The organism is Salinibacter grassmerensis (assembly GCF_947077765.1).
GTDB classification, from domain to species: domain Bacteria; phylum Bacteroidota; class Rhodothermia; order Rhodothermales; family Salinibacteraceae; genus Salinibacter; species Salinibacter grassmerensis.
Genome location: NZ_CAMTTF010000008.1, coordinates 90752 through 110198 on the forward strand (window position 1 = coordinate 90752; position 19447 = coordinate 110198).

A 19447-nucleotide genomic window follows, 5' to 3' on the forward strand; every position below is an offset into this window, starting at 1 on the left:
CAAAAATGGGAAACTGGGGTGCAAGGCCCAGACGGGGGCGTGTCAGTTCTCGGCGACCTGGATTTCAAACGGAACGCGCGCATCGGCCCAGTACAGAACACAGGTGCCGGAGGTGTCGGTGACCTCCTCAAACACGAACGTCATCATCTCGTGCTGCGGGGCGGATCCGGGGCTCACGTCCACCCGCAGAGCATCTTCACCCTGGTTGTACTGCGTGCCCCACTGGTTCGCTACGTCATTGAAGATGATCGTCCAGGAGTCGGGACCCGGAACTGTGTAAAGCGAGTAGGTTCCTGCGGACAGCGGTTCGCCCTCGACGGTTACGTCCGACGAGACCGAAACCGTGGTGGCCTCGTTCGCGCCGGTGCGCCACACCTCATCGTAAGGTACTAGGTCGCCAAAGATGGTGCGGCCGTTCACCTGCGGCCGACCGTATGTGATGCGGACCTCAGTGGTGCCAATGGTCTGTGAAACCGCCGCGTTGGGGCTGGTGCGGGGCTCCTCGTTGCCCCGTTCCTGAGCGGTCGCCGGGGCGGCTGCCACGAAGCCGAGAAAGCCAGCGGAGAGGAGAAGGGGGAGGAGGCGAGAGAGTGTCTTGGTCACGGTGGAGAAGAGGAGTCAAGAAAGAGAATCCGAACGTCGACGAAAGAGGGCGGGACAGCCGGTCCTGCCCGCAATGAAGGGGCTACTCAGTGTCCAGAGACCCGGGGCCCGCGATGCTCCCGTCTCGGGTCTCGTACCATTCGATCTCTAGTTCGAGACTAATCTCGGAGGAGTCCCGGTCGTTCGATTCGCGTTCGAGCTCCACCTCGAACTCCACGTGGTCGGGGACTCGAATCGTCGTGGACTGATCGTCGGACGAGAAATCAAGCTCCCCGGATTCGTCCAGCTCGTCGGCGATGGTGCGAAGGTACGTGGCGACGTCCGCACGCGAAAGGTTTCGTTCGAATTCGTAAAGCGTATCGTCAGGCATTATTGAGCAAAGTGTTCGAAGAAGATTGTGACACAGATGTCAACGTACGTACACGAGCCTGGGGCATCCGTTCATCCTTCGTGGATGAAAAATTGGGGCGATTGATTGGGGGAAACGTGTCGTTGGACCCCCGAAACCATGAGGTCTCGGTGAATGAGATGAGACTTCACGAGCCAGCACTTACCCTAAAAATGTAAAGTTATGGGGTCAGCCCTATCGCCACTGCGTGGTGACACGAGAGGGCGCGATGCGTCCGTCGTTTTTATTCGTCGTTTGTAAGAGTTGGGCCCGGTGTTATGGTAGAGCTTAGCGGTGCTCCGGCTTGGTTTGCGTCCGCCTGTCTGGTCGCAATTGCCCTCTCGCTCGTGATGACGGTGATTCGGTTGCTGATGGGCCCGGCCCTCCCGGACCGGGTGGTCTCGTTGGACCTCGTGGCCTACCAGGCGGTCGCCTTCATGCTCGTCTACGCCGTGCTCACAGGTCAGCCCGCGTTCCTAGACGTGTCGCTGGTACTGGCCCTGGTGGCCTTCCTCGGGACGGTCGCGTTTGCCCGGTACATTGAGTATTTCTCGGTCGCGGAGGAGGAGGCCCCACAGACGTCGGAGTGACGATGCGGGCCGGCCCTGCACGCCCAAAGATATAGATTCTGTCATGCTCGCCCAGCAGATTGTCGGCATTTTTTTGATGGGCACGGGTACGCTGTTCGTGTTCGTCGCCGGGCTTGGCGTCCTGCGACTGCCGGACGTTTACATGCGGCTCCACGCCTCCACCAAGGCCGGTACCCTCGGGGTCGCGCTGAACGCGGCCGGCCTCGTGGCCTTCTATCCGAGCCTGGGCATCTTCACGCGAGCCTTCGCCCTGGTGCTTTTTCTGCTCCTAACGGCCCCCGTGGCCGCCCACATGATCGGGCGGGCCTCCTATTTTGCCCGAGAAGAGATGGGCGTGACCCTCTGGGACGGCACGGTCGTGGACCGCATGCTCGACCACCGGGGGGAGGCGCTGTTTTCCACCGGGGTCGTAGGGGAAGAGGCCGACTCTCCGGACCCAACATCCTAAATCTGGGCTCGCGCCCGGTGAATTCCTCCAATCGTCTCGTTTTTGGGTCGACCGACGCTAACTCATGGCAATCCTATTTGCCGTCTTCTCGGGCTTTGTGCTTGCCCTGGCCTCGCCCTGGCTGACGCAGTACACGGGGCGGGCCACGGGATGGGTGTACGGCCTGCTGCCGGCCGCCATCACGGGCACGCTGGCGACCCTCGTGGGGCGCGTGGCGGCGGGCGAGACGCTTCGGGTGTCCTATGCCTGGGTGCCTGGCCTGAACGTCAACCTATCGTTCTACGTCGACGGGCTAAGTCTCTTTTTCGCCCTTCTCATTACCGGCATCGGGACGCTGATCTACGTCTATGCCGGGGGCTACCTGAAAGGACATCACCACCTGGGACGCTTCTTCAGTTACCTGTCCATGTTCATGGCCGCCATGGTGGGGCTGGTCCTGGCGGACAACCTGATCACGTTCTACATTTTCTTTGAACTGACGAGCTTCGCCTCGTTCGTCCTGATCGGGTTCAACCACGACGAGGCCCCCTCGCGGCGGGCGGCCTGGCAGGCGCTGCTGGTCACCAAGGCCGGCGGCCTCGCGCTCCTCGTCGGGTTCATTCTCATGCAGCAGGCGACGGGGACCTTCCAGATCTCCGCAATCCTGGAGTCCGGCGATCTGATTCGTCAGCACAGCTTCTACCTGCCCATCGTCTTGCTGGTGCTGGCCGGGGCGTTCACGAAGTCGGCCCAGTTTCCCTTCTACTTCTGGCTTCCCAACGCGATGGAGGCGCCCACGCCGGTGAGTGCCTACCTCCACTCCGCGACGATGGTAAAGGCCGGCATCTACGTGATGGCCCGCTTTCATCCCGTGCTGTCGGGGACCGACCTCTGGATGTGGACTGTGGGCGGCATCGGGGCCCTCACGATGCTCGTCAGTGCCTGGCTCGCCCTGCAGTACACCGACATGAAGGCGATCCTGGCCTACACTACCATCATGGCCCTCGGGCTCCTGACGATGCTGCTGGGGCTGGGGACCGAGGTCGCCGTGGAGGCCTGCATGGTGTTCATCCTGGTGCACGCCTTCTACAAGGCGGCCCTCTTCATGGTGGCGGGGGCGATCGACCATGAGGTGCACGTCCGCGACATTACGAAGCTGCGAGGCCTGTGGAACCGGATGCCCGTGACCGGAGCGGCGGCCGCCCTGGCGGCCCTGTCGATGGCCGGCATCCCGCCGTTCTTCGGCTTCGTGGGGAAGGAGTTGATCTACGAGGCGGCGACCCACTTCGAGCCGGCCACGGTGGCGGTCACGGCCGCCTCGGTGCTGGCGAACGTGGCGCTGGTGGCGTCCGCCGGCCTGCTGGTGGTGCGACCCTTCTTCGGGGCGGTGAACGACGTTACGGAGCACGCCCACCGGCCCGACGCCGGGCTCTGGTTTGGGCCGGTCGTCCTGGCGGTCTTCAGCGTAGGCCTCGGCCTGGCGCCGTGGCTGCTCGACGCCGCGTTCCTCGGCCCGTCGGCGGGGGCGGTCCTGGGCGCCTCCATCGCGCCGCACCTTGCCCTCTGGCACGGCTTCACGCTCGAGCTGGGGCTCAGCGCCGTGACTGTCGCCGCGGGCGTGGGGACGTACCTGGCCCGAACGGGTCTCCGCACCAACGCGGCCTTCCGGCAGTTTGAGCGCTGGCTCGGGACAGGGCTCGACCACGGGTACGACAACGTCGTCGACGGGCTCCTGGGCGTGGGACGGTGGCAGACCAATGTGCTCCAGAGCGGCGTCCTGCGCCGCTACCTGTCGATCGTTCTGGGGGCAACCATTGCACTCGTGGCGGGCACCTTTTACCACTACGGGTTCTTCGGCGGGCCAATCTCGGTGGCCGAGGTGGCGGGCCACGAGTGGGTGCTGGCGGTCCTGTCGGTGGTTGGGGCGTTCGGGACCCTGTTCTTCCGGTCCCGCATCGGACTCATCACGTCGCTCGGTGTCTCCGGCTTCAGCATCGCCCTGCTCTTTCTGGCCTTCGGCGCGCCGGACCTCGCGAAGACCCAGTTCCTCATCGAGACGCTGACGGTCATCCTCGTTGTGCTCATCCTGACCGCCGTGTCGGATGTAAAAGAGACGCTCACGATGGGGCAGAAGGTGACAAACGGCGCTCTGGCGGCCGGGATGGGCGTCGTCGTGTCGGGGCTGATCCTGGCCGTTCTCAAGCTGCCCTTCGAGAACCCGATGGGCGACTACTACGCGCAGAACACGTACGTCGAGGGGGAGGGGCACAACATCGTCAATACCATCCTGGTCGACTTCCGGGCGCTTGATACCCTCGGGGAGATCACGGTGCTTTTGGTGGCGGGCTTCGGCATCTACGCCCTTCTGCGTGCGGGGACGGCCCCGGACCCCAACGCCGAGGACGACCCTCCGCCCGAGGACGCATCCGCGCCGATCGAACAGGCTGAACAGACCCAACAGGTACCGTGAGGTTTTCCGTCATCCTGCGCACCGCGGCGCGCCTCCTCGTGCCGCTGATCCTTTTGTTTTCGGTGTTTCTGCTCCTCCGCGGGCACAACGAGACCGGTGGGGGCTTCATTGGGGGGCTCGTAGCCGGAATTTCGTTTGCCCTCTACGCGATTGCGTACGGAACGGCGGCGTCCCGAGAGGCCTTGCGGGCGACGCCTCCGCGGCTGATGGCCGTGGGGCTGGGCATCGCGGTGCTGAGCGGGGTGGTCCCACTGTTCATGGGTGGGGCCCTGCTCGAAGGGCTGTGGGTGAAGTGGCCGGTGAAGGTCGGCACGCCCGTGCTCTTTGACGTGGGGGTCTACCTGTTGGTCATCGGCTTGACGCTGATGATTGTCTACGAGCTGGACGAGCATAACTCGGGCCTCTTTCCGCAGCCGACCGCCCCCGAGTAGGCGTGCTGCGCGACCGGTCCTCTCACAAATCACACGCGGCTCTAAATGGAAACCCTCCTTGCCCTCGTCACCGGCGCGATGGTTGCCATCAGCGTCTACCTGCTGCTGCAGCGCGATCTGGTGCGAAAAATCATCGGTGTGGTCGTGTTGTCGAACGGCATTCACCTGCTGATCTTTGCGATGGGCCGGATGACGCGGGGCGCGTCGCCGCTCATTCCCGACGGGGAAAAGTATCCCCCCGAGGTTATTGCGAATCCGCTCTCCCAGGCCCTCATCCTCACGGCCATCGTGATCGGGTTCGGGCTGCTGGCATTCTCGCTCGTGCTCGTCTACCGACTACACGAATCTAGCGGATCGGCCGACGCCGACTCGATCATTGAGGTTACCCTCGGCGACGAGTAGCTCCCGCGACACGTTCTGCCTGTTGAACTGACCGGTTTCTGGTCCATGTCCGCCCATCTCCTTATCATCCTGCCGCTGATCATCCCGTTCGTGGCGGCGGTGGCGGCGCTCTTGTTCGCCCAATGGCCCACGGTGCAGAAGGGCATCAACATTGCCAGCATGGGGGGCATCCTGGCGGCGTCGCTGGGGCTGCTGTCCCGGATTACGGAGCAGGGCATCCAGGTCACGACGATTGGGGACTGGCCGGTCCCGTTCGGGATCGTGTTCGTGGTGGATCACCTGAGCGTCGTCATGCTCATCGTGTCCGCCATCATCGGGGTGGCCGTGGCCGTGTATGCGGTGCCGGACGTCGACGACACGCGGGTTCGGTTTGGGTTCTACCCGTTCTTCAACCTGCTCATGATCGGCATCAACGGGGCGTTCTTGACGGGGGACCTCTTCAACCTCTACGTGTGGTTCGAGGTCATGCTGATCTCCTCGTTCGTGCTGATCGTGCTGGGCAACACGGATGAGCAGCTCGCCGGGGCGGTTAAGTACGTCGTCATCAACCTGGTGTCGTCGCTCCTCTTCCTGTCGGGCGTCGGGCTGGTCTACGGGATGACGGGCACGCTCAACATGGCTGAGCTCTCGCTGGCCCTCTCCGAGGTGGGCCAGCCGGGGTTGGTGACCGTGGTGGCGATGCTGTTCTTGATTTCCTTCGGCATCAAGGCGGCGCTCTTTCCACTCTTTTTCTGGCTGCCGGCCTCCTACCACACCCCGCCCGCGTCGGTCTCGGCCTTCTTCGCGGGCCTGTTGACCAAGGTGGGGGTCTATGCGCTCTTTCGGGTCTTCACGCTTCTCTTTACCCAGGACGTGGGCTACACCCACACGCTTCTGTTGTGGGGGGCGGGGCTCACCATGGTCACGGGTGTGCTCGGCGCCGCCGTACAGAACGACTTCCGGCGCGTGCTCTCCTTCCACATCGTCAGCCAGATCGGCTATATGATCATGGGGCTCGCGCTGTACACGCCGCTGGCCATCCTAGGGGGGGTGTTCTACATCGTCCACCACATCATCGTGAAGGCGAACCTGTTTCTCGTCAGTGGGGTGGCGAAGCGCCTCCGGGGCTCCTTCAGCCTGAAGTCGCTCGACGGCCTCTACGCGTATCACCCCTGGCTGGCCGCCCTCTTCATCATTCCGGCGTTCTCACTGGCCGGCTTCCCGCCGCTCTCCGGCTTCTGGGCAAAACTGATCCTGACGATCGCCGGCATTGAGGCGGGGGCCTACTGGATCGTGGCGGTGGCCGTCGCCGTGGGCCTCTTCACGATGTTCTCGATGACGAAGATCTGGGTGAAGGCCTTCCTCCCGGGGGGCGGGGGCGACCTGGCGGACGCGGTCTCGTCGATGGGCCTGGGCACGCGCGTCATGTATGTGCCGATCGCGGGGCTCGCGGCCCTTACGATCATGATTAGCGTTTTTGCCGGGCCGGTGTACGACCTCGCCGAGCGTTCGGCGGACGAGCTTTACAATTCCTCCGAATACGTCGAAGCGGTGCTCAACCATGAAGAATCTGCTGCTGACGCTGGTCCTCGCCCTGGTGTGGACGGCCGTACAGGGCGCGTTCACGCTCGCTAACTTTGCGCTCGGCTTTGTGCTCGCCTACGGGGTGCTTCGGCTGTTGCGGCCCCTGCTCGGAGAGGCCAGCTACGACCAGCGCATCTGGTACAAGGCGTCCCTGGCGGGCTTCTTCGTGAAGGAGCTCGTCAACTCGAGCGTCCGGGTGGCCTGGGAAACGATCACGCCGGGGTATCGCATGCGGGCGGGCATCCTCGCCGTGCCGCTCTCCGTGCGGTCGGACCTGGGCATCACGCTCTTCGCGAACCTCATCTCGCTGACCCCGGGCACCCTGAGCCTCGACGTGTCGGAAGACCGGGAGTACCTCTACGTCCACACCATGTACATCGACCAGGGGGAGGAGGAGGACATCCTGCACCTGAAACGCACACTGGAGCGCCGCATCATTCTCGCGCTCGGGGGAGAGTCGACCGAGACGCCGCCCCCGACCTCCGACGCGGCGCCCGCCTCGTAGCGCCCGTCCGGGTGGGACCGTGCTCGGGGGATGAAGACACTACGAGGTCCACCACCGGCGGAGGAGCCAGGTCCCCAGAGCGGTACCGCCCAGGCCCGCCAACAGTGGCGTGAGGGTGGGCGTAGACACGGCGTCCGGGTCGACGAGCCCGCTCGTGCGCCCAACGTCGTCGATCTGGGGCACCGTGAGGGTGCCTTCCATCGTGGAAGACACGGCGGCCTGCACGGCGGCGGCCGCCACGAACTCGACGGGCAGCGGACGACCCTCGGCCGTGGCGTACGGATGAGGGCGAAGGCTCTGGCCCTGATTGAGAACGGCCGCGAGCGTCGGCGTGCCCGTCTTCCGGTCTCCATAGACGAGATTCGGGCGGAGTGTCACACTCCGGAGAGAGGGATGGGCTTCCTGGAGGGCCCGCTCGGCCCGGCGCTTGGCAGACAAAAAAGCGTAGGGGACGAGGGGCGGTTTGTCGCGTACCGAGAGGAATACGAAGGCATCCACGTCGGCCGCGACCGCCGCCTCGGCCGTGCGGAGCGCCGACTCTGCGTTCACGCGGTCGAACGTGACGTTGCGATCGGGGTACTCGCGGATGGTGGCGATGGTGTGCACCACCGCGTCGGCGTCGTCGAGCATGTCCCGCCAGGCATCCGCATCGAACACATCGGCCGCCCGCCACTCCACGTCCTGAACCCAGGGATGTCGAGCAGGGGTAAGGGCAGGGCGACCGGTGCGGCCGAAGGCAGCCACCTCGTGGCCGTTCTGTACGGCGACGCGGCAGATTTCGGTGCCGATGAATCCATTGCCGCCGGGAACGACGAGCTTGGCCACGGGACGGGGGCGGGATTGGTCAACAGGAAAGAGGTGTGGAGGCGACACGTCTGGCCGCATCTCGTTGCACGGACGACATCGGAGGCGTAGGGGTTCCTGGGGGCGAGAGGCGTCCCCGGTGCATCCCCGGTCCGGCGGCGGCCGGCGTGGACACGTGGAGCCCAGCCGGAACGCAGGCGTCGCGTGCAACGTGTCTTGGCATTGACCGTAGTGTCACGGAAGCGCTTCCTGGTCCTCCCGGCGTTTTTCCTCAGATCCCATCACAACTCTTCTCCTCCCATGGACATCGATCGCTATGAGCCCACCCACCCGGTTCGGTTCGTCACCGCCACGAGTCTGTTCGACGGGCACGACGCGGCGATCAACATCATGCGCCGCATCCTGCAGCAGACGGGTGCGGAGGTGATTCACCTGGGCCACAACCGCTCGGTGCAGGAGATCGTGGACACGGCCATCGAAGAAGACGCGCAGGGCATCGCCGTGTCGAGTTATCAGGGCGGGCACATGGAGTACTTCAAGTACATGCACGACCTGCTCCAGGAACGGGGGGCAGGCCATATTCGCGTGTACGGGGGCGGCGGTGGCGTCATCGTGGCCGAGGAGAAGGTGGAACTGGAGGACTACGGCATCGCCCACATCTACTCCCCGGACGAGGGGATGGACATGGGGCTCCAGGGCATGATCAACGACATGGTGGAGGAGTGCGACTTCCCGGTCGCAGACGCCGATTTCCACGTGCCGGACGACGTTCCGATGCGGGATGCTCGGGCCGTGGCCCGAAACCTCACGCGCGTTGAGGCGCCGGAGCCAGAACGGGCGGCGGTGGTCGTGGGGGCGTCGGAAGAGGGGGACGACGTGGAGGCGTCGCCAACCGAGGGGAAGCCGCGGGGCGACGGCCACACCGAATCGCTGAGTGCGGACGACCTGAGCGTAGGGGGAGCGCGGGCGCCAACCCTGGGCATTACCGGGACGGGGGGCGCCGGGAAGTCGACGCTGACCGACGAGCTGGTGCGGCGGTTCCTGAACGACCACGACGACCTGGAGGTGGCCGTGCTGTCGGTGGACCCCACGCGGCGGCGCACCGGCGGCGCGCTGCTGGGCGACCGCATCCGCATGAACGCGATCTACGGGACGAACACGGACCGCGTCTACATGCGATCGTTCGCGACGCGGGCGGCAAACCGCACGACCACGGAGGCCCTCAAGGAGGCGATCGGGGTGTGCCAGGCGGCGGATTTCGACCTGATTCTCGTGGAGACAGCCGGGATCGGGCAGAGCGACACGGCGATCGTGGACCTCACGGACCTGACGCTCTACGTAATGACCCACGACTTCGGCGCGCCGACGCAGTTGGAGAAGATCGGCATGCTCGACCTCGCCGACTTCGTAGCGATCAACAAGTTCGAGAAGCGGGGGTCGGAGGATGCCCTCCGCGACGTCCGGAAGCAGGTGCAGCGCAACCGAATGCGGTTCGACGAGGACCCGGCGGAGATGCCGGTCTACCCGACGATGGCGTCGCGCTTCGGGGATCCGGGGGTCACGCGCCTCTACCTCGGGCTGCTCGACCGCCTGAACGAGGGCTTCGACTTCGAGCGCGAGTCGGGCACGTACGATTGGGACGAGGTGCCCGAGCCGGACCCGTCGGAGGTCGCGATTATCCCGCCGGACCGGCAGCGCTACCTCGGCGAGATTGCGGAGACCTGCGACGAGTACCACGACTGGGTGGAGCAGCAGGTAGCGTACGCCCGGAAGTGGGGGGAGGCGAGGGGCGCGCGCCAGCAGGTGGAGGACTGGGCGCCGGAAGACCAGGACCAGATTGCCGGGCGGCTCGACGAGATGGAGGCGCACTGGTGGGACAAGCTCGACAAACGGTGCAAGGAGATCCTGGAGAATTGGGACGACCTGGCCGAGGAGTACCGGCAGGAGGAGTTCACCTACACGGTGCGGGGGCGCGACTTCACGGTGCCGCTCTACCGCGAGAGCCTCAGCGGCACCCAAATCCCGCGCGTTGCCCTGCCGCAGACCGACGCCCCGGGCGAGCGGCTGGAATTCGCCCTCACCGAAAACCTGCCCGGGTACTTTCCCTTCACGGCGGGCGTCTTTCCGTTCAAGCGGGAGGGGGAGATGCCGACCCGCCAGTTTGCGGGGGAAGGGTCCCCCGAACGCACGAACCGCCGCTTCCATCTCGTCTCGCAGGGGGACGAGGCAAACCGCCTCTCTACGGCCTTCGACAGCGTCACCCTCTACGGCCGCGACCCCGCCGAGCGCCCTGACATCTACGGCAAGGTCGGCAACGCCGGTGTGTCCATCTGCACGCTCGACGACATGAAGAAGCTCTTTTCGGGCTTCGACCTCTGCGACCGCAAGACGAGCGTGTCGATGACCATCAACGGGCCGGCGCCGATGCTGATGGCGATGTTCTTCAACGCGGCCATCGACCAGCAGGTCGAGAAGCACCTGCGCGAGGCGGGCCGGTGGGAGGAGGTCGAGGCAGCGATCGACGACCACCTGGGCGACGACCGCCCCGAATACGTGCCGTACGGGCCCGACGGCCGCGAGGACGAGTTGCCGGAAACCCACGACGGCAGCGGGCTTGGGCTGCTCGGCACCAGCGGCGAGGAGCTCGTGGAGTGGGGCGTCCTCGACCGCGAGACGTACGAGGAGATCAAGGCCGACACCCTCCACACGGTTCGGGGCACGGTGCAGGCCGACATCCTAAAAGAGGATCAGGCGCAGAACACCTGCATCTTCTCCACGGACTTCGCCCTCCGGCTGATGGGCGACATCCAGCAGTACTTCATCGACTGGGACGTCCGCAACTACTACTCCGTCTCCATTTCCGGCTACCACATCGCCGAGGCTGGCGCCAACCCGATCACGCAGCTGGCCTTCACGCTGGCCAACGGCTTCACGTACGTGGAGTACTATCTGAGCCGGGGCATGGACATCGATGACTTTGCCCAGAACCTCTCGTTCTTCTTCTCGAACGGGATGGACCCGGAGTACAGTGTCATCGGGCGGGTGGCGCGGCGCATCTGGGCGGTGGCGATGAAGGAGCTCTACGGCGCCAACGAACGGAGCCAGAAGCTCAAGTACCACATCCAGACCTCCGGCCGCAGCCTGCACGCCGAGGAGATTCAGTTCAACGACATCCGCACCACACTGCAGGCGCTCATGGCGGTCTACGACAACTGCAACTCGCTCCACACCAACGCCTACGACGAGGCCATCACCACGCCGACGGAGGAGAGCGTGCGGCGCGCCATCGCGATCCAGCTCATCATCAACAAGGAGCTGGGAATGACGAAGAACGAAAACCCGCTGCAAGGGTCGTACATCATTGAGGAGCTGACGGACCTCGTGGAGGAGGCCGTGCTGCACGAGTTCGAGCGCCTAAACAATCGCGGCGGCGTGCTCGGGGCGATGGAGTCGATGTACCAGCGGGGCAAGATCCAGCAGGAGTCGATGAAGCTGGAGGAGTCGAAGCACTCCGGCGACCGCCCGGTGGTGGGCGTCAACACTTTCCTGCGCGATGAAGACGACGACGCGTCGGGGACGGAGGAGGTGGACCTGATGCGCTCGTCCGACGACGAGAAGCAGCACCAGCTCCACAACCTGAAGGCGTTTCAGGGGCGCTACGCCGACAAGAACGAGGCCGCGCTTGCGGAGCTTAAGGAGGCGGCCCGCGAGGACGAAAACACGTTCGAGGTGCTGATGGAGGCGGTCAAGTACTGCTCCCTCGGGCAGATCACGGAGGCGCTCTTCGAGGTCGGGGGGGAGTACCGGCGCAACATGTAAAAAGTCCCCTGCCGACTCTATTTCCAGAGGAGGGGTGTCTCCATGTTTAGGTCGAAGAGCAAGGCTTCGGTCTCGGCTCCGAACGTAAGGTGAAGCGCGTCGGTGTTGGTAACCCCGGCGCCGTCGCCACTTTCCAGGGAGCGGCCGGCAACTTCCAGGTCCCCGTCCACGACCTGGATCCAGGCCCCACGGTTTACCCCCAAATCGTGCTCGACCCGATCCCCTGCGTCAAACAGGCCTGCGTAGATGTAGGCGTCGGTGTTTACGGGCATCGGGCCGTTCGGACCGGCCTCTTCGGCGGTGTACGGGGCCACGTAGCAGCGGAACTGCCCCTGTCGCTCGTCGGGTGAAAACCCACGCTCGTGATAAGCAAAGTCGGTCCCGGCCCGGTCCGGAACGAGCCACATCTGATAGTTGTGCTCGACGACGTCGTGGTGATTCTCCTCGGAGTGGACCATTCCCTCGCTTCCAGCGCTGATGAGCTGCATCTCCCCGGCCGAGATGCCGGCCTCGTGGCCCTGGTCGTCGCCGTGGGTCAGCGTGCCCGACGAGACGTACGTGACGATTTCCGCGTCGCGGTGCGGGTGTGCGGAGAACCCCTCGTGGGGCTGGATGTGGTTCTCCACCATCACACGCAGCGGCCCGAAATGCATCCAGTCCGGGTCGTGGTAGTTCGCGAACGAGAAGGTCATCCAGTTGTCGGTCCACCCCATGTCTTCAAAGCCCCGCTCGTCACTGCGACGGAGGCGAATGGTGGGGGCGTCGGGGCCGGCAGCCGTCGAGGCATTCATGGTTGGGCGAGGGACGAAGAGGGATAGGGGAAGGGTACAAACGGGAGTGTCAACTACCCGCGGGGAGCCAGCTCAGCCAGGGACTCGAGCGTGTCGATGGTCTCGCCGTTCTGGAGCTCCTCCCAGGTGGGGTAGTCCGTGTACCCGCGCTCGTCTCCGTTATAGAAAGTCTCCTCGTCGGGCACGTTGATGGGCAGGCCCTCTTGGAGACGCTGGGGCAGGTCGGGGTTGGCCAGGAAGGCACGTCCGAAGGCCACAAGCTGGGCGTATCCGCGCTCGATGGCGTCGGCGGCGGAATTGGTGTCGTAGTTGCCGTTGGCGACGAGCGCCCCGTCGAAGGCCTCCCGGACGCCGCCGAAGACATCGGCCGCTTCTCCGTCGCCGGCCACGGGCGGCTTGGGGGCGTCCGGCTCCACGAGGTGGACGTACGCCAGGTCAAACTCGTCGGCCGTTGCCGCCGCCCCGCGAAACGTAGCCTCTGGCGTGTCGTCGTAGATCCCGTGAATGGGAGCGAGGGGCGAGAGGCGCACGCCCACCCGGTCCGACGTCCACACGTCCGTCACGGCGGTCATCACCTCCCGCAGAAAGCGCAGGCGGTCGTCGAGCGACCCTCCGTAGCGGTCGGTGCGGTTGTTGGTGCCGGAGCGAAGGAATTGGTCGATGAGGTACCCATTTGCTCCGTGGATCTCCACGCCGTCGAACCCGGCTCGCTGAGCATTCTCGGCGCCCCGGCGGTACTGCTCCACGATCTCCGGAACCTCCTCCGTCTCCAGGGGACGGGGCGTCTCGAAGGAGACCATGTCCAGATCCGGCGTGATGACTTGTCCTTCAGCGGGAATGGGGGAGGGGGCGACGGGCTTCTCGCCGTCGTGGTACAGGGAGTGCGAAATGCGCCCCACGTGCCAGAGCTGTAGAAAAATGCGCCCCCCGGCCTCGTGGACCGCGTCGGTAACCCTCTTCCATCCATCCACCTGCGCGTCGGAGTAAATACCCGGTGTGCGCGGGTAGCCCTGTCCCTTGGGCGCGACCTGTGTGGCCTCGCTCACGATGAAGGCGGCGTCGGCGCGCTGGCGGTAGTAGGTCGCGTTCATCTCTGCGGGTGCGTTTCCCTCGGCGGCCCGGTTTCGCGTGAGTGGTGCCATCGCCACACGGTGCGGAAGCGTGAGGGGGCCGAGGTCCAAGTCATCGAAGAGAGAAGCCACGAGGAAAAGGGGGGGTGGTGCGCAAGAACAATATCTCAGTCCCATATACCCGGTTTATGAAACGTACGTTCCAGTACCGCCGGCCGATTTCGCGCGTTCTCCGAACAGGCAAAGATGCGGTCAATCTGGAACGATCATTCCAGATGTCGCGCTCAATGACGTGTTGTTTGTGCTAGCACCCCAAAAATAGTGCCCAAGGCCCCCACACCGAGAACTGCGGATCGGGCGTTGCCATAGGTCCTCTCATCCCGCTCGCAATGTATAGCTAGTTCCGTCCTCACAGATACAGTTTCTTCTCATGAACGCCATTGAACTCCACCCCAGCGGCGATGCCTTTAATGCCTTAGAGCCTACGGAGCGTCCCCGTCCGGAGCCCGGACCGGGGCAGGTGCGCGTGCGGCTCCGGGCCGCGTCCATCAATTACCGGGACCTGTCGATTGCCTGGGGGACGTATCCGGGGCAGCAGGACGCGCCCGTCGTCCCGCTCTCCGACGGGGCCGGGGTTGTAGATGCTGTGGGGGAGGGGGTGACGCGCTTCAAGGAAGGCGACCGGGTGGTGAATACCTTCTCGCAGGTGCCGCCCGATGCCCCGCCGTCTGCGTCCCGGCAGGCCCTCGGCGCTCCGCTCGACGGCACCCTGTCGGAGTTTCAGGTCTTCCACGAAAGCGGGGTTTTGCCCGTGCCCGATTCCCTCTCCTTCGAGGAGGCCGCCACGTTGCCGTGCGCGGCCCACACCGCCTGGCACGCCCTCTTTGGGGCGGGCACGCCCGTCCAGCCCGGTCAGACGGTTCTGATGTTGGGGACGGGTGGGGTGTCCATCTTTGCCCTGCAGTTTGCGAAGGCCGCCGGCGCCCGGACGCTCATCACCTCGTCCAGCGACGACAAGCTGGAGCGCGCCCGTGCCCTTGGGGCCGACGAGACCATCAACTACGAGCGCACGCCCGACTGGCACGAGCCCGTCCTGGAGCGGACCGACGGGGACGGGGTGGACTGCGTGGTCGAGGTGGGAGGCACCGGCACGCTGGGCCGCTCCTTTCAGGCCGTCGCGCCGGAGGGCAAGATCGGACTCATCGGGGTGCTCACCGACGCGGACGAAAACCCGAACCCACAGATGCTCATGCAGCGCCGAGGGCATTTGCACGGCATCTACGTAGGCTCGATCGACCATCCGCGCGACTCCTTTGCGGCCATGAACGCCGCGATTGAGGCCAACGCCATTCAGCCGGTCGTGGATCGGACGTTCCCGATGGATGAGGCGCAAGAGGCGTACCGCTACCAGGCCGACCAGGCCCACTTCGGAAAGGTTGTCATCTCAATCTAGGTCCCGAAAGCAGACCCGGCTCAGAGAGAATGGGTGTTTGAGAATCGTTGCGGACGAAGGCATCGGCGGGGCAACGAAGCGCTGGACGGCACGTACCGTAAACCGACAAGTGTTGTCCCACGGAGCCTTCCCTGCAATCTGTGCTCGATCCTCAAATCCTCACCCGCCCCGGGACCGTCCTTCTCGACTCGGCGCGACCCGACGCCGAAAACCGGTGGAGCTACGGCTTTACGGCACCGAAGCGCGTCCACACCGCGTCAACCGCGGCGGATGTGCAAGGACTGGTCGAAACGCTCCAGAGAGAAACGACCCGCGGCAACTACGTCGCGGGGTATTTTTCGTACGAGGCTGGATACCCGTTCGTAGACCTCGAGATTCCGGAGCGGGCCGATTCCACCCTCGCGTGGTTTGGCGTCTATGACGCGCCGCGCCGCCTTGCGCCGGCGGATGTGGAGGCGGGCCTGAAGACCCTCGACGCGCGCCCTGCCGTCGAGGACGTTCGGCTGGGCGTCTCGGAGTCGGACTACATCGACGACGTCCGGGCGGTCCGGCGCCACATCGGTCAGGGCAACGTGTACCAGATCAACTACACGGCCCCGCTTCGCTTCCATGTGAAAGGCGACCCGCGAGGCCTCTATCGTCGCCTGCGGGGTCGCCAACGCGTCCCATACGGGGCATATCTCCACTGTGGCGACCGCCAGATCCTGTCCCTATCCCCGGAGCTGTTCTTTCGGCGTGCGGGCGACCGGCTGGTGACCCGGCCCATGAAAGGCACCATCCGCCGCGGTCGAACGCAAGTTGAGGATCAGGCCCTGCGGGAGGAGCTCGCCGCCGACCCGAAGAACCGGGCGGAGAACCTGATGATTGTCGACCTGCTCCGCAACGACCTGTCGGTATGCTCCCGCCCGGGGACAGTCACGGTGCCGTCCCTCTACGAAACGGAGCCGTACCGGACGGTTACGCAGATGACGTCCACCGTTGAGGGGCGCCTCCAAGACGATGCGGGCCTCGCCGAGGTGCTCCGCGCGCTCTTTCCGTGCGGCTCGATCACCGGCGCCCCCAAGCGCCGCGCCATGCGGATCATTCGAGACCTGGAGGCGGGCCCCCGCGGCGTCTATTGTGGGGCCGTCGGCATGGCGGGCCCGGACGATACGGCGGCCTTCAATGTCGCCATCCGCACCGCCGTCATCGACGGGAGCGAGGGCACGATGGGCATTGGCAGCGGCATCGTGTGGGATTCCGATCCGGCGGCCGAGTACGAGGAGTGTGCCCTCAAGGGCAACTTCCTGACGCAGGATCGGTCCGTGCAGACGCACTCGACGACGCCCCCCGACGACGACCTGAAGCTCATCGAAACGATGCGCGCCGACGGTGAGCAGGTCCTGCTTTTTGACCGGCACGTCGCGCGTCTTGCCCGTTCGGCGGACTACTTCTCGTTCCCGTTCGACGAGGCACGGTTTCGGTGTCGTGCCCGGCGGGCCGTGGCCCGGGCTGAGGAGGGACAGAGCGTCAAGGTTCGTGCGACGCTCGACCGGTGGGGACGCATTGCGGTCCAGGTCACCCCGATTCAGGAGGCCTCCGGCGGGGTGTGGCGGCTGACCGTCGCGGAGGAACGGGTGGACCGTTCCGATCCGCTGTTCTACCACAAAACCACGCGGCGCGGCCTGTACGATCGCGCCCTGCGGGCGGCCCGTGACACTGGGTTCGACGAGGCGATTCTCCTGAATCAGGAGGGGCAAGTCACCGAGGGCGCCTACAGCAACGTGTTCGTCCAGCAGGGCGATGCGCTGTGGACCCCACCGGTGGAGGCTGGGTTGCTGGCGGGGGTGTACCGGGACCACGTGCTGGAGACGCGCCCGGAGGCCGCCGAGCGCCCGCTAGACCTTCAAGACCTTCGAGAGGCAGACGCCTTGTACTGCTGCAACGCAGTCCGGGGCTGGTGCAGAGCGGAGCTTGCGGTGGAGGCTGAGGCCCCCGCCCCGAGTTGAAATTGGGCCCCCAAATCCCTAAAGTATCTCCCGTGGGAAGCAGGGGCAGTCTAAAGATCGAAGCCCTTCCAAACAGGGGTGCCCTTGTCCCGCTCACCATCCCGTACATGAAACACCTGCACGTCATGGCCGACGCAGACGCCGCTCTCGAAGCCCGACTCTCCGACCAAGAGTATCTCCGGCCCCCCTCCGCGTTCGTGGGACAGGCCAACGTGTCGGACCCGGCGGTCTATGATCGGTTCGACGACTTTCCGGAGGGATTCGAGGAGTACGCCGACCTTCTGGACTGGCACAACCGCTGGGACGAGGTCTTCGACGGATCCGACCCGCCCTTCTTCGAGTGGTTCGCGGGCGGTGAGCTGAACGCCTGCTTCAACTGCGTGGACCGTCATCTCCACGAGCGGCCCAACCAGGCGGCCTTCATCTGGGAGGGCGAGGACGGCACGCAGCGCACGCTGACGTACCGGGACCTTTACCGCGAGGTCAACAAGATGGCGGCCTCCCTCCGCGACGTGGGCGTGCAGGAGGACGACGTGGTCACGCTCCATCTCCCGATGGTGCCCGCGCTTCCCATCACCATGCTTGCCTGCGCCCGAATTGGCGCGCCGCACTCGGTCGTCTTCGGCGGCTTCTCGGCTAGTGCCCTCGCCCAGCGGGCCACCGACGCCGACTCCGACGTAATCGTCACGATCGATGGCTACTACCGGCGGGGCGAGTTCCTGCACCACAAGGAAAAGGCCGACACCGCAGTGGAGGAGGCGGACACCGATATTGACACGGTGCTGGTGTGGGAGCGCCACGAGGGCGACCTCCACCCCGACGCCGATCTGGAGGAGGGCCGTGACATTCTCGTGTCCGAACTCCTTGCCAACAACGAGCGAGCGCGGGTTGAGCCGGTGTCCCGGGACGCCGAAGATATTCTTTTCTTGATGTACACGTCCGGCACCACCGGCGAGCCGAAGGGGGCCCAGCACCGGACCGGAGGGTACCTCAGCTACGTGGCGGGCACCTCGAAGTACGTGCTCGACATTGAGCCGGAAGACACATACTGGTGTGCCGCCGACATCGGATGGATTACCGGCCACTCCTACATCGTGTATGGCCCGCTCGCGCTGGGGACGACGAGCGTGATGCGGGAGGGCGCCCCCGATCACCCGCACAAGGGCGTCACCTGGGAGATTGCCGAGCGCTATGATGTCGACATCTTCCATACCTCCCCCACGGCGGTACGGATGTACATGAAGTGGGGCAAGGAGCACCCGGCGGCGTACGACTTCAACTTCCGCCACATGACGACGGTCGGGGAGCCGATCCAGCCTGAGGCGTGGCTCTGGTACTACGAGCACATCGGGAACGAGGACGCCGTCATTGTCGACACGTGGTGGCAGACGGAGACGGGGGGGCACCTCATTACCAACCTGCCGGCCCTGCAGGACATGAAGCCCGGCTCGGCCGGCTATCCGTGCCCGGGCATCCAGCCGGCCATCTACGACAACAATGGCGATCCCGTAGAGGCCGCGAGTGGGCAGGCGGGCAACCTGGTAATCGAGCGCCCCTGGCCCGGCATGCTGCAGACCGTGTACGGCGACGACCAGCGCTTCATCAACGAGTACTGGCGCCGCTTCTCGGACGTCGACTCCGACGACTGGCGCGACTGGGTCTACGAGGCCGGCGACGGGGCCGTCCACGCCCAGGACGGCTACTTCCGTGTCCTGGGGCGCCTCGACGACGTGATGAACGTGGCCGGGCATCGACTCGGCACCATGGAGCTGGAGTCGGCCGTGGCCCAGGTGTCCGAGGTGGCCGAGGCCGCAGTGGCCGCGCGACAGGACGACCAGAAGGGGAATGTGCCCGACGTGTACGTGACGCCTCGCGACGGGGTCGCGGCGTCCGACGAGTTGCGGCAGGACATCGTCGCCGCGATTGAGAAAGAGATCGGAGCCTTCGCCCGCCCGGGGAACGTTATCTTCGTCGGGGACCTGCCCAAGACGCGCTCCGGCAAAATCATGCGTCGTCTCCTCGAGAACATCTCCAACGGCAAGGACCTCGGCGACACCACGACCCTCCGCGACCCGAGCGTCCCCAACGAAATCCGCCGGCAGGTTCAAGAGGCGTAGACGCCAACTCTCTCGCGTCCCACACA

General features: G+C 65.2%; 16 protein-coding genes. 11 read left to right on the forward strand and 5 right to left on the reverse strand.

Going from position 1 to position 19447, the window contains the following annotated elements; all coding sequences use genetic code 11:
- Window positions 1-42 precede the first annotated feature (42 nt).
- Both OJB03_RS14135 and OJB03_RS14140 read right to left on the reverse strand, forming a co-directional pair.
- Complete coding sequence (locus OJB03_RS14135) at window positions 43-603, reverse strand: DUF2911 domain-containing protein (protein WP_263788581.1); 561 nt, start codon at window positions 601-603, stop codon at window positions 43-45.
- Between the two features lie 82 nt (window positions 604-685).
- Window positions 686-973 carry an amphi-Trp domain-containing protein gene (locus OJB03_RS14140; RefSeq protein WP_263788582.1) on the reverse strand — a complete coding sequence of 96 codons (288 nt, stop codon included), beginning with the start codon at window positions 971-973 and terminating at the stop codon, window positions 686-688.
- 296 nt (window positions 974-1269) lie between these two features.
- On the opposite strand from OJB03_RS14140, the gene OJB03_RS14145 reads away from it, so the two are divergent.
- From OJB03_RS14145 to OJB03_RS14175, 7 genes are all read left to right on the forward strand, one after another.
- Window positions 1270-1581 carry an MrpF/PhaF family protein gene (locus OJB03_RS14145; protein ID WP_263788583.1) on the forward strand — a complete coding sequence of 104 codons (312 nt, stop codon included), beginning with the start codon at window positions 1270-1272 and terminating at the stop codon, window positions 1579-1581.
- Window positions 1582-1624: 43 nt separating this feature from the next.
- Complete coding sequence (gene mnhG, locus OJB03_RS14150) at window positions 1625-2029, forward strand: monovalent cation/H(+) antiporter subunit G (protein ID WP_263788584.1); 405 nt, start codon at window positions 1625-1627, stop codon at window positions 2027-2029.
- A 64-nt stretch (window positions 2030-2093) separates the two neighbouring features.
- Window positions 2094-4478, forward strand: a complete 2385-nt coding sequence (locus OJB03_RS14155; protein WP_263788585.1) for a putative monovalent cation/H+ antiporter subunit A — start codon at window positions 2094-2096, stop codon at window positions 4476-4478.
- The gene (locus tag OJB03_RS14160) at window positions 4475-4909 is read left to right on the forward strand and encodes a Na+/H+ antiporter subunit B (RefSeq protein ID WP_263788586.1); all 435 of its coding nucleotides are present in this window, start codon (window positions 4475-4477) and stop codon (window positions 4907-4909) included. Before OJB03_RS14155 ends, OJB03_RS14160 begins: the two co-directional genes overlap by 4 nt.
- Before the next feature lie 45 nt (window positions 4910-4954).
- Window positions 4955-5311, forward strand: coding sequence for a sodium:proton antiporter (locus OJB03_RS14165; protein WP_263788587.1), 357 nt, complete (start codon window positions 4955-4957; stop codon window positions 5309-5311).
- 45 nt (window positions 5312-5356) lie between these two features.
- Entirely contained in the window at window positions 5357-6925 is a 1569-nt protein-coding gene (locus OJB03_RS14170) for a Na+/H+ antiporter subunit D (RefSeq protein ID WP_263788588.1), read from the forward strand.
- Window positions 6852-7379, forward strand: coding sequence for a Na+/H+ antiporter subunit E (locus OJB03_RS14175; protein ID WP_263788590.1), 528 nt, complete (start codon window positions 6852-6854; stop codon window positions 7377-7379). Before OJB03_RS14170 ends, OJB03_RS14175 begins: the two co-directional genes overlap by 74 nt.
- A 39-nt stretch (window positions 7380-7418) precedes the next feature.
- Here OJB03_RS14175 and OJB03_RS14180 read toward each other — a convergent pair whose 3' ends face one another.
- Window positions 7419-8204: an NAD-dependent epimerase/dehydratase family protein gene (locus OJB03_RS14180; RefSeq protein WP_263788593.1), complete on the reverse strand. Its 786-nt coding sequence runs from the start codon at window positions 8202-8204 to the stop codon at window positions 7419-7421.
- Window positions 8205-8483: 279 nt separating this feature from the next.
- Between OJB03_RS14180 and OJB03_RS14185 the strand changes: the two genes are divergently transcribed.
- On the forward strand, window positions 8484-12002 hold the full coding sequence (locus OJB03_RS14185) for a methylmalonyl-CoA mutase family protein (protein ID WP_263788596.1): 3519 nt from the start codon (window positions 8484-8486) through the stop codon (window positions 12000-12002).
- Window positions 12003-12019: 17 nt separating this feature from the next.
- Here OJB03_RS14185 and OJB03_RS14190 read toward each other — a convergent pair whose 3' ends face one another.
- Together OJB03_RS14190 and OJB03_RS14195 are read right to left on the reverse strand one after the other, a co-directional pair.
- Window positions 12020-12793 carry a pirin family protein gene (locus OJB03_RS14190; RefSeq protein WP_263788599.1) on the reverse strand — a complete coding sequence of 258 codons (774 nt, stop codon included), beginning with the start codon at window positions 12791-12793 and terminating at the stop codon, window positions 12020-12022.
- Window positions 12794-12846: 53 nt separating this feature from the next.
- Complete coding sequence (locus OJB03_RS14195) at window positions 12847-13995, reverse strand: alkene reductase (RefSeq protein WP_263788602.1); 1149 nt, start codon at window positions 13993-13995, stop codon at window positions 12847-12849.
- 298 nt (window positions 13996-14293) lie between these two features.
- On the opposite strand from OJB03_RS14195, the gene OJB03_RS14200 reads away from it, so the two are divergent.
- The 3 genes from OJB03_RS14200 (at window position 14294) to acs (ending at window position 19421) form a co-directional block, all read left to right on the forward strand.
- Entirely contained in the window at window positions 14294-15316 is a 1023-nt protein-coding gene (locus OJB03_RS14200; protein ID WP_263788605.1) for a zinc-dependent alcohol dehydrogenase family protein, read from the forward strand.
- A gap of 140 nt (window positions 15317-15456) precedes the next feature.
- On the forward strand, window positions 15457-17304 hold the full coding sequence (gene pabB / locus OJB03_RS14205; RefSeq protein ID WP_263788609.1) for an aminodeoxychorismate synthase component I: 1848 nt from the start codon (window positions 15457-15459) through the stop codon (window positions 17302-17304).
- Window positions 17305-17429: 125 nt separating this feature from the next.
- Entirely contained in the window at window positions 17430-19421 is a 1992-nt protein-coding gene (gene acs / locus OJB03_RS14210) for an acetate--CoA ligase (RefSeq protein ID WP_263788611.1), read from the forward strand.
- Window positions 19422-19447: the final 26 nt, after the last annotated feature.